Origin of the sequence: Serratia sp. Nf2 (assembly GCF_003028435.1) — a bacterium.
In the GTDB taxonomy this organism is placed as follows: Bacteria; Pseudomonadota; Gammaproteobacteria; order Enterobacterales; family Enterobacteriaceae; genus Serratia; species Serratia marcescens_L.
Genome location: NZ_PYTW01000001.1, coordinates 822,056 through 835,537 on the forward strand (window position 1 = coordinate 822,056; position 13,482 = coordinate 835,537).

The 13,482-nt window shown below is 59.1% G+C and carries 13 protein-coding genes and 1 tRNA gene; 5 read left to right on the forward strand and 9 right to left on the reverse strand.

Annotated features, from left to right (window positions below):
- Positions 1-507 precede the first annotated feature (507 nt).
- Entirely contained in the window at positions 508-711 is a 204-nt protein-coding gene (locus C9411_RS25490) for a hypothetical protein (RefSeq protein WP_130017216.1), read from the forward strand.
- A gap of 11 nt (positions 712-722) precedes the next feature.
- Positions 723-995 carry a FaeA/PapI family transcriptional regulator gene (locus C9411_RS03905; protein ID WP_063990430.1) on the forward strand — a complete coding sequence of 91 codons (273 nt, stop codon included), beginning with the start codon at positions 723-725 and terminating at the stop codon, positions 993-995.
- Positions 996-1,057: 62 nt separating this feature from the next.
- On the opposite strand, the gene C9411_RS03910 is transcribed toward C9411_RS03905, so the two are convergent.
- The 3 genes from C9411_RS03910 to C9411_RS03920 all read right to left on the reverse strand — a co-directional run bounded on the left by C9411_RS03910 (position 1,058) and on the right by C9411_RS03920 (position 3,278).
- Positions 1,058-2,491, reverse strand: coding sequence for an EmmdR/YeeO family multidrug/toxin efflux MATE transporter (locus C9411_RS03910; RefSeq protein WP_063990431.1), 1,434 nt, complete (start codon positions 2,489-2,491; stop codon positions 1,058-1,060).
- Between the two features lie 114 nt (positions 2,492-2,605).
- On the reverse strand, positions 2,606-3,001 hold the full coding sequence (gene gspS, locus C9411_RS03915; protein WP_107226454.1) for a type II secretion system pilot lipoprotein GspS: 396 nt from the start codon (positions 2,999-3,001) through the stop codon (positions 2,606-2,608).
- 76 nt (positions 3,002-3,077) lie between these two features.
- Complete coding sequence (locus tag C9411_RS03920; RefSeq protein WP_016927170.1) at positions 3,078-3,278, reverse strand: hypothetical protein; 201 nt, start codon at positions 3,276-3,278, stop codon at positions 3,078-3,080.
- Positions 3,279-3,495: 217 nt separating this feature from the next.
- Between C9411_RS03920 and C9411_RS03925 the strand changes: the two genes are divergently transcribed.
- Entirely contained in the window at positions 3,496-3,930 is a 435-nt protein-coding gene (locus tag C9411_RS03925; RefSeq protein ID WP_063990433.1) for a DoxX family protein, read from the forward strand.
- A gap of 57 nt (positions 3,931-3,987) precedes the next feature.
- Here C9411_RS03925 and C9411_RS03930 read toward each other — a convergent pair whose 3' ends face one another.
- From C9411_RS03930 to C9411_RS03950, 5 genes are all read right to left on the reverse strand, one after another.
- On the reverse strand, positions 3,988-4,620 hold the full coding sequence (locus tag C9411_RS03930; protein ID WP_063990434.1) for a helix-turn-helix domain-containing protein: 633 nt from the start codon (positions 4,618-4,620) through the stop codon (positions 3,988-3,990).
- A 162-nt stretch (positions 4,621-4,782) separates the two neighbouring features.
- Entirely contained in the window at positions 4,783-6,417 is a 1,635-nt protein-coding gene (locus C9411_RS03935) for a cyclic peptide export ABC transporter (RefSeq protein WP_233221866.1), read from the reverse strand.
- A gap of 11 nt (positions 6,418-6,428) precedes the next feature.
- A complete protein-coding gene (gene fhuB / locus C9411_RS03940; protein ID WP_107226456.1) occupies positions 6,429-8,414 on the reverse strand; it encodes a Fe(3+)-hydroxamate ABC transporter permease FhuB in 1,986 nt (661 codons plus the stop codon).
- Positions 8,407-9,246, reverse strand: a complete 840-nt coding sequence (locus C9411_RS03945; RefSeq protein ID WP_233221867.1) for an iron-siderophore ABC transporter substrate-binding protein — start codon at positions 9,244-9,246, stop codon at positions 8,407-8,409. Before C9411_RS03945 ends, fhuB begins: the two co-directional genes overlap by 8 nt.
- A gap of 21 nt (positions 9,247-9,267) precedes the next feature.
- Positions 9,268-11,391, reverse strand: a complete 2,124-nt coding sequence (locus C9411_RS03950; RefSeq protein ID WP_107226458.1) for a TonB-dependent siderophore receptor — start codon at positions 11,389-11,391, stop codon at positions 9,268-9,270.
- Between the two features lie 186 nt (positions 11,392-11,577).
- Between C9411_RS03950 and C9411_RS03955 the strand changes: the two genes are divergently transcribed.
- On the forward strand, positions 11,578-12,327 hold the full coding sequence (locus tag C9411_RS03955; RefSeq protein WP_107226459.1) for a helix-turn-helix domain-containing protein: 750 nt from the start codon (positions 11,578-11,580) through the stop codon (positions 12,325-12,327).
- A gap of 164 nt (positions 12,328-12,491) precedes the next feature.
- Here the strand turns inward: C9411_RS03955 and C9411_RS03960 are convergent.
- Positions 12,492-12,581, reverse strand: a tRNA-Ser gene (locus tag C9411_RS03960).
- A gap of 92 nt (positions 12,582-12,673) precedes the next feature.
- Here C9411_RS03960 and mtfA point away from each other — a divergent pair.
- A complete protein-coding gene (gene mtfA, locus C9411_RS03965) occupies positions 12,674-13,474 on the forward strand; it encodes a DgsA anti-repressor MtfA (RefSeq protein ID WP_107226460.1) in 801 nt (266 codons plus the stop codon).
- Positions 13,475-13,482: the final 8 nt, after the last annotated feature.

The window sequence follows — 13,482 nt, forward strand, 5'->3', positions numbered from 1 at the left end:
CTTTAACAGCCATTTATACATTCCAGAATGAATAACGGTATTACTCATCGCCAAAAAGAAAGACGTCGCAATTGTGAAATCGCGACTATCAATTCATTGCCACCCAATCAGGGTTATAAACGAATAGCTAAGCAGGCAAAAGAAAAACACGCTTAAATAAAGATCGTCTAAAAACTTACCCTTCAGAGATATTTAAAATAAGTTCCCTCTTACCCGCTCATTTTGGCCTGGTTATTCTTACAAAAACACTCACACCTTGGAAAGTCATTTTAATCAAAACCAATAAATACAAAATATAAGCCCAAAAACCACGAGACGAATATATTTTTGCGAGACAACAGATCGTAAAATCAATAACACCAGTCAATTGTATCGAAAAACATATTTTCCACGACATTAATGATCGCCATTTTGCCATTTGCGTTATAATGCGTCGGAAAAGAGAAGGAAGACTTAACAATCCGAACAGGTGAAACCAGGCTCGGAAGTACACCATGGAGAAAAACAATGAAATACAGCCAATACACACAGCCGGCCGGGACCCCGGTAACAGAATTCTCCATCCAGTCCCTTGCGCGCCACCGGGTTATAGCGGCGGAAATATCAGGTTCAGACGGCCGTCTGGGAATAGCTCAGGAGCGTCTTGTCGGCAACCAGCGCTATTCTCTGACCCATCTTTTACCGCTATATCAAAACTCACCTGAAGTTTAAGGGAGGCTTACATGGCAAAACGGACTTCAAAACAACAAGAATTGCAAAACCTGCAGCAACATTTACTCACGACGCTACACAACCTGTGCCCTTCAGCCATGGAAACGCCGCCGCCGCCCCCCGGCGAATGGCCCACCACGCGCCAATTGGCCGAGTCCAACGACTTGACGATTTATCAGGCGCGCAATTTGCTGCTGAGCCTGGCGAGCAAGGGAAAAGTGCTGGTCACCCAAGGCCCTGTCAATAACTCACTGCGCTGGTATCCTTCGACTCACCACTCCTGACGACGCCATTTTCTTGCCGGCGGCCGTTCAATCGGCGCCGGTAGTTCCCCGATAATACACGGTTAACCTTTCCCCTCTCGCCTCACCCGCGGATATTTCCACAGCCAGCGCCCGCTGACCATGCGCCAGTAAAACAAAGCGCCACGCACCGCCCAATCGAGGAACATCCCCAGCCAGACGCCCACCACGCCCATGCCCAGCTCGATGCCCAGCGCGTAGCCGGCCACCACGCGGCACCCCCACATGCCCAGCATCGTCACCCACATGGCAAAGCGGGCGTCGCGCGCCCCTTTCAGCCCGGCGGGCAACACCCAGGAAGCGGCCCAGATCGGCATAAAGGCGGCGTTGAGCCAAATCAGGGTTTTCACCACCGTTTTTACGTCATCCTGCGAGGTATAGAACGCGGCGAAGACGCCGGCCAGCGGCGCCGTGCCCCAGGCGATGGCGGTTAGCCCAAGGGTCGACAACCAGAAAATATGGCGCAGCTGCCGCTCCGCCTGACCGATCTCGCCTTTACCGAGCCGCCGGCCTACGATGATGGTCGAGGCCGAGCCCAGCGCGTTGCCCGGCAAATTGATCAGCGAAGCGATAGAAAAAGCGATGAAGTTGCCGGCGATCACGTTGGTGCCCATGCCGGCGACGAACACTTGCGTCAACAGCTTGCCACCGTTGAACAGCACCGATTCGACGCTGGCGGGAATGCCGATCCCCAGCACCTCCCACAGGATGCTCATCTTCAGCGGCGTGAAATAGCTTTTCAGCGTGATGTGCAGTGCCGGGTTAAAACCGATCGACAGCACATAGAGAATGGCGATGGCGCCGATATAGCGTGAAATCGTCAGCCCCAGCCCGGCGCCGATGAAGCCCAGCCCGTGCCAGCCCAGCATGCCGTAAATCAGGATGCTACTGATGATGATATTGAGGATATTCATGCCGCCGTTGATCAGCAGCGGGATCTTGGTATTGCCCGCGCCGCGTAGGGCGCCGCTGCCGATCAGCGCAATTGCCGCCGCCGGGTAGCTCCACACCGTGGTCTGCAGGTAAGAGAGCGCCAGCGCTTTCACCTCCGGTGAGGCCTCGCCGGCGATCACATCGATGATCGGCTCACCCGCCAGATGAATGCCCGCCGCCAACAGCACCGCCACGCCGGTCATCAAGACCAGCGACTGGCGCGCCGCCGCCCTCGCCCGCCGGCGATCGCGCTTGCCGAGGCTGAAGGCCACCACCACGGTGGTGCCGAGATCTATCGCGGCGAAAAAGGCGATGATCACCATGTTAAAGCTGTCCGCCAGCCCCACCCCGGCCATCGCCTCTTTGCCTAGCCAGCTCACCAGAAAGGTGCTCAGCACCCCCATCAACAGAACGCAAGCGTTCTCCAGAAAGATCGGCACCGCCAGCGGCGTGATTTCGCGCCAGAACAACACGCGGTAGCTTTTCCGTTTGGCGTACCAGGGCGTATTTTCCACGCGCTGACGCAGTGCGGCATACAGGTTCAAGGTGGGCTCGATGGATGAAAGTGAAACATCATTTCAAATGATGAGCGATAAATCGTTATCCTGCAAAGAATTTTTGGGCGCCCGCGGCGAGCGCCCGACAGACTTACCGCAACGCTACTCCATGTAGTCTTCCTGATCGGCCTGCGCCGCCGCGATAAAGCGCGCGGTGCTGCGGCTGAGCGTGGTGCATTTGTCCGTCAGCAGCTGATTATCCTGTTGCAAAGTCAGGTAACGCGCCTGGGTGAGTGCCGGCAACTGCCGATACCCTGCCGCATGCGTATCCCAGCCGCGATGCTGCGCCGCACGCATCGCGGTGCGTTGCAATTTCACATCGTCCGGCACTTCACTGCGCCCGCAGTCTACGCGCAGGAAGTGCCCGCCGGCCAACATCAGCGTGATGTGATCCAACTGCGCCTGCAGTGGCGGCGCCGGTTGATGCGCCGTCTGCTGACAACCCGCAAACAGCAACGCCACCGCGCCGCAAAGAGACGTGCGAAACAGAGTAGACATGGGTGCTCCCGGAAACCTGTGGGTGATGCAATGATCTTAGGTGAGCGGATGCCAGGCGGCAAGGCGGGCAGCACGCTTAGCGCCGGCCGCTGCTGACCTTGGTGGCGCGGGCAGGGTTGCCGGCGACGAATTCCAACGTGGGGGAATAGTAAAACGGCAGCCAGGCGTTATAGCCGCTCTCCCACTCCCATTTGACCGGGCAGGGCCACAGCATGTCTTCATGCAGGATGTAATAAATCCACCGCCCGGGCGGACGGCGCGGTTTGCGCATTTTCATAGCGAGTACGGCGGCCTGATGGCGTGCGATAAGGTGAACTGCTGCATTTTACCGCGATTTGAGTCGCGGGGACAGCCTGCGTTGCCGCGCGAAGCGCCCGTTAAACCTCACCCGGTAATTCGGCGTAAAGCCCGCCGTTTTACTGATCCAGGACATCTTTCGCATTCACCTGGCTGGTACATTGATTGAAAATCATTCCTATTCAGGAGAAAAGGCCATGGTTAAATCACTGAATGCGGCATTCACTCGTCTTTTTGATCGCCCGGACGCCGGCAAGTTGGCGCTCAGATTGACCTTCGGCGGGCTGATGCTGTTTCACGGCGTGGCGAAAATTCAGCATGGCGTCGGCTGGATCGCCGGCGCGCTGCAGGAACAGGGGCTGCCCGCCTTCATCGCCTATGGCGTGTACGTGGGCGAGATCCTGGCGCCGATACTGATCATTTTGGGGCTGTTCACCCGCCCCGCCGCGCTGGTTTACGCCTTGACGCTGGTGGTGGCGTTTCTGATGGTCGGTACCGGTAAGGTGTTCAGCGTCACTGACGTCGGCGCCTGGGGCATTGAAAACGAACTGGTGTTCTTTATGGGCGGGCTTGCCATCCTGCTGCTGGGCAGCGGGAAATACGCGATTGCGCGCAATGAAGCCTATCGATAAGCGGTACCATTATTAAGGAGGTTCCTGATGTGAACCTCCTCTCTGCTGAAACGACAACTAACTCTCGGCCAGGCGGTACACCGGGACCTTACGCGTGGTGCCGGTCAGGGTGTCGAAGATCTCCGTTTCCGCCGTCACGATCGCCATGCCGGTTTTTCTTAGCCTGCGCACCTCGGCGGCAATGCGCTGGATGCCGAACCAGAACAATCCGTCCAGCGCCGTTACCGGCAGCCCTTGCTCCAGCGCCAGTCTGAGTCGCTCACGCGGCGCCTTGAGCGCTTTGGCGATTTCCCGGTAAGGCAGCGCATCCACGCCCGACGCAGATGTTCGGTGAATACGGGTCGACAGGCCGTATTGGAAAGCCTCAGGCACGCCGCTCAAATCGCTTTTCAGGCTGTAGACACAGCCGAAACGCTTGCCGTTGAACACCACATTCTTCTGGCTGAGCGGCATCTCATCCCGTATTCCGGCGATCAGCTGCGGCGCCCGCACCAGCAATAAGCGAAAGGGCAGTTCAAAACTGGTCACGTAGTCCACGTTGAGCAGCGCAATGCGCAGACGCTCTTCCGCCCCGGCCTGCGTCTCGCGGCACTCGTTCAGCACCTCGCTCCACTGGTGCGCGAGCCTGGGGGCCTCATCCAACGGCGCGAAATGGTATTTCTCGATGTGATAGTCGATTCTTTCGTTCATGTCCGTTGGTCCCCGCGTCAGTCATCATTGCCATCAGCAAATTACCTTACCCGCGGGCAACAGTACACTATCACCGCATTCACTTTCCTGAGGAAAGCCGGGGCGAATCATCAAGCATGAGGGAAAAAAGCCAAATATCTTGCTGGGTGAAAACGATGAGCATCATGACGGCGCGCCACTCATCGATGGGACCACCTGCCCCGATTCCAGCTTGATGATGCGATCCGCCAGGTAGAAATAGCGATCATCGTGAGTAATCGCAATGACCGTTTTGCCTTCGGCCTTCAGCATCGGCAAGAGTTCAAGGTAAAACACCGCCTTAAACTCAGGATCCTGATCGGCGGCCCACTCATCAAACAGATAAACCGGGCGCTCTTCCAACCACGCCTGCAGTAAAGCCAGCCGTTTTCTCTGCCCCTGAGAGAGCGCAATTGTTGAAAAACGGCCGTGGGCAAAACTGACTTTATGACTTAACTTCAGCAGGCGCAGTAGATGTTCGACCTGCTTTTGCGTGCGCTCAGTGACGAACACCACATCGTCAAAAAGAAAGAAGTCGTTGAACACCACCGAAAAATGCCGACGGTACATCTCCAAAAGATCGTCGCTGATCGGCTCGCCGTTAAGCAAAATCGCGCCGTTATCGGGAGGATAAATTCCCACCAGTAGATTCGCCAACGTCGTCTTGCCGCTGCCGTTGCCGCCGACGATAAAAATGAGTTCACCGGGTGCAATGTGCATATTCAGCGGGCCAAGGGTGAAATGTTCCCCTTCTTCGTTCTGATATTGGTAATGGACATTATCCAACGCCAACGAAGCAAAAGGGGGAGGCGTAAAATGGCGCTGCGGAACGTCGGGCCTGAGTTGCTCGCGCAGCGACTGTACCCGCTGCATGGCCACTCTCGCGCCAGCCAGGGTGGGCAAGGCGGATAACAGCCCTTCGACCGGCACAATCATATACAGAAACACCATGATATAGCCGGTAAGCGCCCGCTCGTCCAAAGCCAGTCCGTCGCGCAAGCTAAACAGCACCAGGCCGATGAAAGCGAAAAACAGCGCGCTTCCCCAACTGCTCGCCAAACCGTACAACACGTAACCGCGGGTTCTCTCCCGGCGAACCGCGTCAATATTTTGCGCCAGTTCACCGCTGACGAATTGACGGCGGCGCACCGCGTTAAGTCGAAACTCTCTCGCGCCGTCAAACAATTTTTTGCATTGCTGAATCAGCGTATCTTCGCGCTGACGCGATCGGCGCAACAAACGCATCGCGGGGCCGTGCGCGGCGCGGTAGCCCAGGCTGCCGCAGACAATCACCGCCAATGCCAGCGCCAGTACGCTCAATGACAGGCTGCCAAGGTAAACCAGACAGCCAACGATAACGGCACCGAAAATCAGCAGATTGGGCAGGTTGACGAAAAACACCACCAGCGTATCGAGATCTTGTGTCAGCACCGACAGCGTTTTTGCCATCCCCGCTTTTTCCAACAGCAGCCAGCGCGTTTCGCTGACGTCTTGCACCAGTTCGCTGCGCAAGCGTGCCTTCACCTTTTGTCCCAGCGCCATAAACGTGGTTTGAGAAACCACGCGCGTCGCCAACATCAACAGCGTCAGTAACGCAAAATCGCCTCCCGGACTCAGCCATGACGTCTCATTGGATTGCGCCAGACCATGATTGATCATCGCCAGCAAAGAGGCATTGCACAGCCCGCTGGCGACACCGGCGACCACGGCGAGCAGTAGCCAACCGCGCACCATACGAAACAACATCATCAATACCGACATGCTGAATTCCTTGCTCATACTCACACTTTTTATGGTTTTGACTGGAAAGTCTTATTGCGAATTAACGGCCATACCAGTAGGGGGACGCCGATCAGCGACGCCACCAACCCGACCGGCAGCTGGCGCGGGTAGAGGGCATTGCGCCCCAGCCAGTCGGCAACGGTCATGATGGCGGATGACAACAGCGCGGCGGTGTAAAGCTGCATCAGCGGCCCTTTCGCACCCATCTTGCGCGCCAGATGCGGCCCCAGCAGACCGATGAAAGACACCGGGCCGACCAGCAACGTCGCCAGCCCGGTCATGACTGCCGCCATAGCCAGCACGCTGAAACGTGCGCGCGGCAATGGCACACCGAGCGCGCCGGCGACGTTGCCCATCGGCAACAGCACCAGCCAGCGGCGGAACAGCGGCATCAGCGCCAGGAGAACCAGCGTGATGACAAACACGCCTTCGGCCAACGACGCGCCGACGTAATAGGTACTGCCCGTCATCAGCGGCAACAACACCGCACTTGCGGCAAGATTGTTGAGCATGACGATGCTGACCGCTGCCTGGCATAGCGCATTCAGCGCCAAACCATTGAGCAATACCCGCTGCGGATTAAAGTCGCTTCGACGGCTGTTCCACAACGTCAGCAACAGGCTTATCAGCGCGCCCCCCAGGCTACTCGCCAACAGCCAGCCACTGCCGCCAGCGGGAAGCAAAAACACAAAGGCCGTAACGCCCATGGCCGCACCACCGCCGATACCCAGCACTTCCGGGCTGGCGAGCGGATTCCCGCTCACCCGCTGCATCAACACGCCGGCCCCTGCCAGCAGCGCACCGGCGCTCACCGCCGCCAGCAGGCGTGGCAATCGCAATGGCAGCAGGTTCGCCAGTTCCCCTCTTTCCACCCAGTGCCAATGCTGCAATCCGTGGCCGAAACATAAAGAGACCACGATCCCCACAGCCAGAACGCCGGCCGACAACCAGATGAACCGTCGTTGATGCGAGCCCTGCGACACCGGCAACGGCGGCGCAAGATCGATGCTTTGCTGCCGTGCAAAACGCGCCAGCAGCATCAGCAACGGGCCGCCGGTCAGGGCGGTCAGCATACCGACGGGCAGCAGTTGGCCGCTCTCCAGCGACACGCGAGAGACGCAAAGATCGGTCAGCCACAGGAGGCCCGCACCGATGAGTGCCGTATGCAACACCATTTGCCGGGATGTTCGCGCGCCGCCAAAGCGCGCCAGATGAGGCGCTGCGAGCCCCAAAAAACCGATGACGCCGACCGCGTTAATGATGAGGGCGCTCATGGTCAGCGCCAGCAGCACCGCGGCGGCACGGATGCGCACCGGCGATGCGCCGAGGCTGCTGACCACGGTTTCCGGCAGTTGCAGCAGTTCAAGCGGGCGCAGCAAGAACAACAGGCTCACTACGCAGACGGCGAGCCACGGCAACATCCGCAGCAGAATTTGCCCGTCTTCCACCGCCAGCGAACCGCCTCCCCACATCAGCACCTGAAGTAAAAAGCGATCGTTGATAATGGCGATCAGCAAGGTCAGCGCCCCGCACCACAAATTGATCATGATGCCCGCCTGCACCATCGCCAGCGGCGACATACGCTGACGCCAGCTGAGCGCCAGCGCGCACGCCAGCGCCGCAATCTCACCGGCAATCACCACGGCGGTGCGCGCGCCGACCAGCAGCGACGGCAACCACAACGATGCCAGCCCCATCGCCAACGTCGCCCCGGCGGTCATGCCGAGCGTCATCGGCTCCGCCAACGGATTGCGCAGCGCACGCTGCATTAACCAGCCGCACAGCCCCAGCGTCGCGCCCCCCACCATCGCCATACCCTGACGCGGCAACCACATGCTATGCAGGATAATGGCCGCCGGGTCGAGATTATGATCGGAGAACAACGCGACAATGCCGCCCTGCCGATGAATATCGGCCAGCGCCAACGGCAACGACGTCAGCCACAACGCGGCGATTACCCCCCAGGAAAGACGGCGGGAGAAAGACTCATGCATCACGCCACCTCATCATCATCCCGGTAAAAATATCGGCAAAGCGCCCGGCGGTTATCAGGGCGCCGGCATCGCTGATGTTTTCTTCTATCAGGTTCAGGTTGTGCGCAGCGGTCAGCGGCAGACGTTGCCACAGCGGGCTTTGGCGCCATTGAGACACCGACTCCCGCTGATCGTCAGGCGTCAACAGCATCAGCCGCGCATTCAGATCGGCGATGCGGGTCAGCTCCACCAGTACGCTGCCTTCCGCTCCCGCGCCGCCATGCCATCCGTTGCGCAGCCCGCAGACGGCCAATACGTCGCCGGGAAGGCTGCCTGCGGTGTATACCCGCAGGTGCAGCGCATCTACCGGGGCGGCGAGCAGCGTCGGCCGTTCAACCTGCCGCGCCAGCAGCGAGGCGCGGCTCAGCTTGCCGTTCAGACTGGTCAATATCTGCGCGGCCTGAGGCTGCCGCTGAAGCCGTTCGCCCAATTGCCGGGCAGCGCTGATGAATTCCGCCAGCCCATGAGCCGGCAGCGTGATCGTCGGGGCGATGCGTTCCAGCGCCGGCTTCAGCAACGCATGCTGCGGCGTGATGACAATCGCGTCCGGCCGCAGTGCGTACAGCGTTTCCAGATTGGGCTGGAACAGCAGGCCGAGATCCAACGCCGACGCAGGTAGCACAGGCGTCGGGATCAGCTTACGATACCAATCCGGCGCCGAGACGCCCGCCGGAGTCACCCCCAGCGCCAACAGAATTTCCGTCAGTCCCCAATCCAACACGGCCAGCTTTTGCGGCGGCCGGCCGACGTCGGCCCGCGCGTAAAGCGGGGCCAACAGGAGAGCGGTCAACAACCTGCGTCGCGACAGCATCGGTCACCACTTATAGCTGAGGGTCGCGATGTACTGGCGTTTCAGCGCATACTCGCAGCCATTGTTGGAGCAGGAAGCCAGGTAGGTTTTGTTGCCGAGATTGGCGGCATTGAGCGCCAGCTGCCATTGGCGCCACTGATAGCCGACGCGCGCATCGTAGACCGTGGCCGCCGGCACCTTCAGGCCGTTGTCCGAGGTGGCGTAGCTGGTGCCGACATAGCGCACGCCGCCGCCCAGCGTCACGCCGTCAAGCGCGCCGTCGAAGGCATACTGGCTCCAGAGCTTGGCGGTATTGCGCGCAATGCCCACCGGACGCTTGCCCTGCGTATCGTCGTTGGCGCTCAGCACTTTCGGATCGGTCAGGTTGTACGACGCTAGCACCGACCACGCCGGCGTGATATTGATGCGGCCATCAAGCTCAACCCCGCGCGAGCGCACTTCGCCGGTCTGCACGCTGAAATTCGGGTGATCGGGATCGGCGGTCGCCACGTTGGTTTCACGCAGGTCGTACAACGCCAGGGTAAACAAGGCATCCAGCCCGACCGGATCGTATTTCAACCCCACTTCCGTCTGCTTGCCTTCGGTCGGTTTAAAGGCGTGGCCGTAAAAGTCATTGCTGCTGCTCGGCACAAACGACGTGGAATAGCTGATGTAAGGCGCCAATCCGTTATCGAAGTGGTACAGCAGCCCGGTGCGCCCGGTCGTTGCATAATCGTTGCGCTCGGTGCGAGTGTCGTTCAGCAGGTCGATACTTTTGGTTTTCGCCGCGTCGTAACGGCCGGCCAGGTTCAGGATCCAGCCTCCCAGTTCGAGCTGGTCCTGGAGATAGAGCCCGGTTTGATCGAGCGTATTGTGCGTACTGCTATCGAGCGGCGGTATGGCCACCGGCACGCTATAGTCCGGGTTGAGGAAGTTAATCGGGCTGGCGTCACCGTAGCCCGACTGGCTGCGCACCGAGGTGTGCATGCGGTCGATCCCAGTCAGCAGCGTATGTTTCACCCGACCGGTATCAAAGTGGAATTCAGCCTGGTTATCCACCGCGAAGTTGGTCATGCTCTCCTTCAGGTTCATCGAATAGCGATCGATGAGCGGCGCATCCGCATGCACACCCCATGGATAGACCATCAGATAGTCGCCGGTGCTGCTGAGGTAACGCAGATTCTGGCGGAAAGTCACCGTATCGTTGAAATCGTGCCGGAACTGGTAACCGATGCTGCCCTGCTGGCGTTCGTACTTGTCGAAGCCCGGCTGGCCGCCGTAAAAACGGGTCGAGATGTGGCCGTACGGGTTAGGCGTCAAGGTGCCGGAAAGCGGCATCTGGTTGTAGAACCCGCTGTCCGGATCTTTGCGCAGCTGCGAAATAATCGTCAGGCTGGTGTGCGCATTCGGCTGCCACGTCAGCGACGGCGCGATGTCATAATGCCGATAGCGGGTATGATCGACCTGGGTTTCGGTATCAAAAAAGGTCCCCGCCACGCGCCCCAACAGCGTGCCGTTATCGTTCAGCGGCCCGGTGGCGTCGACGCCGGTGCCAAACTGATTTTCGTTGCCCGTGCTGACATAAACCTCACCGGACGGGGTCGCCTGCGGCGTTTTGCTGATCAGGTTGACGATCCCGCCGGGATTCGCCTGGCCATACAGTACCGAGGAAGGGCCTTTGACCACTTCGATACGCGACAACAGAAACGGATCCCACGCCGGGCGGCTCCACCACGCTTCACGGGGCAGCCGCAGACCGTCCAGGTACTCGTCGGCTTCAAAACCGCGCACGATGATGGTGTCAAAACGGGTATCCGGCCCGGCGCTCTCCGAGTTGACGCCGGAAACATAGCGCAGCGCCTGCGGGACGTTTTTCGCCGCTTGCGCGTCAATCTCCGCTTGCGTCACCACCGAGATACTCTGTGAAGTACGGCTAATCGGCTGGTTTGACTTCGTCGCAGAGGCGGCACCGTGCGCCACCAGCGTGCTCCCGTCATCCTGATCCTGAGACGCTGCCGCGCTCACCACCAGCGTCTCTTCTTTTGTGGTATTCTGCCCGCCATCCGCGGTAAACGCTTGCCCGCTATAGCCTGCGATTATCGTATATACCAGCACTTTCAACGGTTTTTCCCTGAAAAATTTGCCCATCTGTCTCATCGCCTTTCCGACTGTTAGTAGAATTTTATAGAAATGATAATTATTCAACTTTAAAAGAGAAGCCCGTTCATGGCAGAATGGCGCTACCGACAGTCAGGATGTCGCCAGACGGACAAACGTTGTCCGTTATCGCAGCAATAGACACAAATGGTGAGAACCGGACAGAGGCGGGTAAATATGACATCCCATCACGGTATTGAAGGCCTGCGTCAGCTGCGTTACAGCCCCGGCAGCCAAGAGCCCGTCCATCAGCATGAGCAGGGGCAGCTGATTTTGCCGCTGCGCGGCGTGGCGAAAATCGCCACCGCGCAGCATATCTGGCTGCTCTCGCCGGGCCGCGCCATTTGGCTCCCCAGCGGCACACCGCACGGTTTGGAAGCCATCAATGACGTTGTGACGCACAACATCTACTTTACGCCACCCTTTTCTCGCCGCTATGGCGCACGGCCCCAGGGGCTGAGCGCCACTCCCCTGTTGCATCCCCTGATTGCCGCCGGGCTTGAAAACGCCATTTCCGCCGAACGGCTTACGCTCATTCAAAATCTGCTGAGCGATGAGTTTCAACGCATGCAAAGTGGCCAACTGTGTCACGTGGCCCTGCCGAACGACCGGCGCCTGCGCCAGGTATGCGATGTTTTGTGCCGCGAATTGGGCCATGGCGAAACGCTCGCCTGGTGGGGGAAAAAGGTCGGCGCCAGCGAACGCACCCTGGCGAGGCTGTTTCGCGAAGAGACGCAGCTGAGCTTTTCCGAATGGCGCCAGCAAATTCGCTTGCTGGAGGCGGTATGCAATCTGGCGCGCGGCGTGGCCGTGGGTCAGCTGGCCCACGAACTGGGTTACGCCAGCCCTAGCGCATTCATCGCCATGTTTCGCAAAAAACTGGGCGTGTCGCCGCAACGCTATATTCAAAGTGCGCTGGAAGCGTGAAAGTCGGGCGAGCTTAAGATGACGGAATACCAATATGACGATGACGCGCGAATACCCGATGAAGATCAGCAGCAGGCAGTGGATTGACGTTCAGTGATTTGGCGCCAGGCCAGCGCTATTGTGATGGGGATCGTTGAAAGATTTATTCGTAAGTGATTGAATAGTGGCGGAGAGAGGGGGATTTGAACCCCCGGTAGAGTTGCCCCTACTCCAGTTTTCGAGACTGGTCCGTTCAGCCGCTCCGGCATCTCTCCTAACAACGCTTGCTATCATGCCCGCTTTTACGGCATTTTTACAGCATTAGCATACCGCTGAACGTTCAAGTGATGAGTTTACGAGCAACCTGATGATTAAATGGCCGTGGAAAGCGACTCAACCCTCTCAACCCCAGGCAGACACTCAGGCCCAGTGGCAGGACGCGTTGGCGATCCCGCTGCTCTCGCCGCTGAATGAGCAGGAGCGGCAGCGGCTGGTGGCCGTTGCCGGGCAGATCTTGCAGCAAAAGCGCATCGTGCCGCTGCAGGGGCTGCAGCTCACCTCGCAAATGCAGGCGCGCATCGCCCTGCTGTTCGCCCTGCCGGTGCTGGAACTCGGCGCGGAGTGCCTCGACGGCTTCAACGAAATTCTGCTCTATCCCACTCCGTTCGTGGTGGAAGACGAATGGCAGGACGAAATTGGCCTGGTGCACTCGGGGCCGGTAGTGCAGTCCGGCCAAAGCTGGGAACAGGGGCCGATCGTGCTCAACTGGCAAGACGTGCAGGACTCTTTCGATCTTTCCGGTTTCAATCTGGTGATCCACGAAGCGGTGCACAAACTGGATATGCGCAACGGCGGTGTCGCCACCGGCGTACCGCCGATCCCGCTGCGCGAAGTGGCCGCTTGGGAGCACGATCTGCACGCAGCGATGGAAAGCCTGCAGGATGAAATCGACATGGTCGGTGAAGAGGCCGCCAGCATGGATGCCTACGCCGCCACCGATGCGGCCGAGTGCTTCGCCGTGCTGTCGGAGTATTTTTTCAGCGCCCCCGAGCTGCTAGCCGAACGCTTCCCGGCGCTGTATCAGCACTTTTGCCGCTTCTACCGCCAGGATCCGCTGGCGCGCCTGCTGCGCGCCCAGGCAGAAAACGACGCGCAATGGGCTGATTGACGGGCGCA

Coding starts and splice junctions, on each gene's coding strand:
- C9411_RS25490 (WP_130017216.1), top strand. CDS start 508: ATGAAATACAGCCAATACACACAGCCGGCCGGGACCCCGGTAACAGAA.
- C9411_RS03905 (WP_063990430.1), top strand. CDS start 723: ATGGCAAAACGGACTTCAAAACAACAAGAATTGCAAAACCTGCAGCAA.
- gspS (WP_107226454.1), bottom strand. CDS start 3,001: ATGTCTACTCTGTTTCGCACGTCTCTTTGCGGCGCGGTGGCGTTGCTG.
- C9411_RS03920 (WP_016927170.1), bottom strand. CDS start 3,278: ATGAAAATGCGCAAACCGCGCCGTCCGCCCGGGCGGTGGATTTATTAC.
- C9411_RS03925 (WP_063990433.1), top strand. CDS start 3,496: ATGGTTAAATCACTGAATGCGGCATTCACTCGTCTTTTTGATCGCCCG.
- C9411_RS03930 (WP_063990434.1), bottom strand. CDS start 4,620: ATGAACGAAAGAATCGACTATCACATCGAGAAATACCATTTCGCGCCG.
- C9411_RS03935 (WP_233221866.1), bottom strand. CDS start 6,417: ATGAGCAAGGAATTCAGCATGTCGGTATTGATGATGTTGTTTCGTATG.
- fhuB (WP_107226456.1), bottom strand. CDS start 8,414: ATGCATGAGTCTTTCTCCCGCCGTCTTTCCTGGGGGGTAATCGCCGCG.
- C9411_RS03950 (WP_107226458.1), bottom strand. CDS start 11,391: ATGGGCAAATTTTTCAGGGAAAAACCGTTGAAAGTGCTGGTATATACG.
- C9411_RS03955 (WP_107226459.1), top strand. CDS start 11,578: ATGACATCCCATCACGGTATTGAAGGCCTGCGTCAGCTGCGTTACAGC.
- mtfA (WP_107226460.1), top strand. CDS start 12,674: ATGATTAAATGGCCGTGGAAAGCGACTCAACCCTCTCAACCCCAGGCA.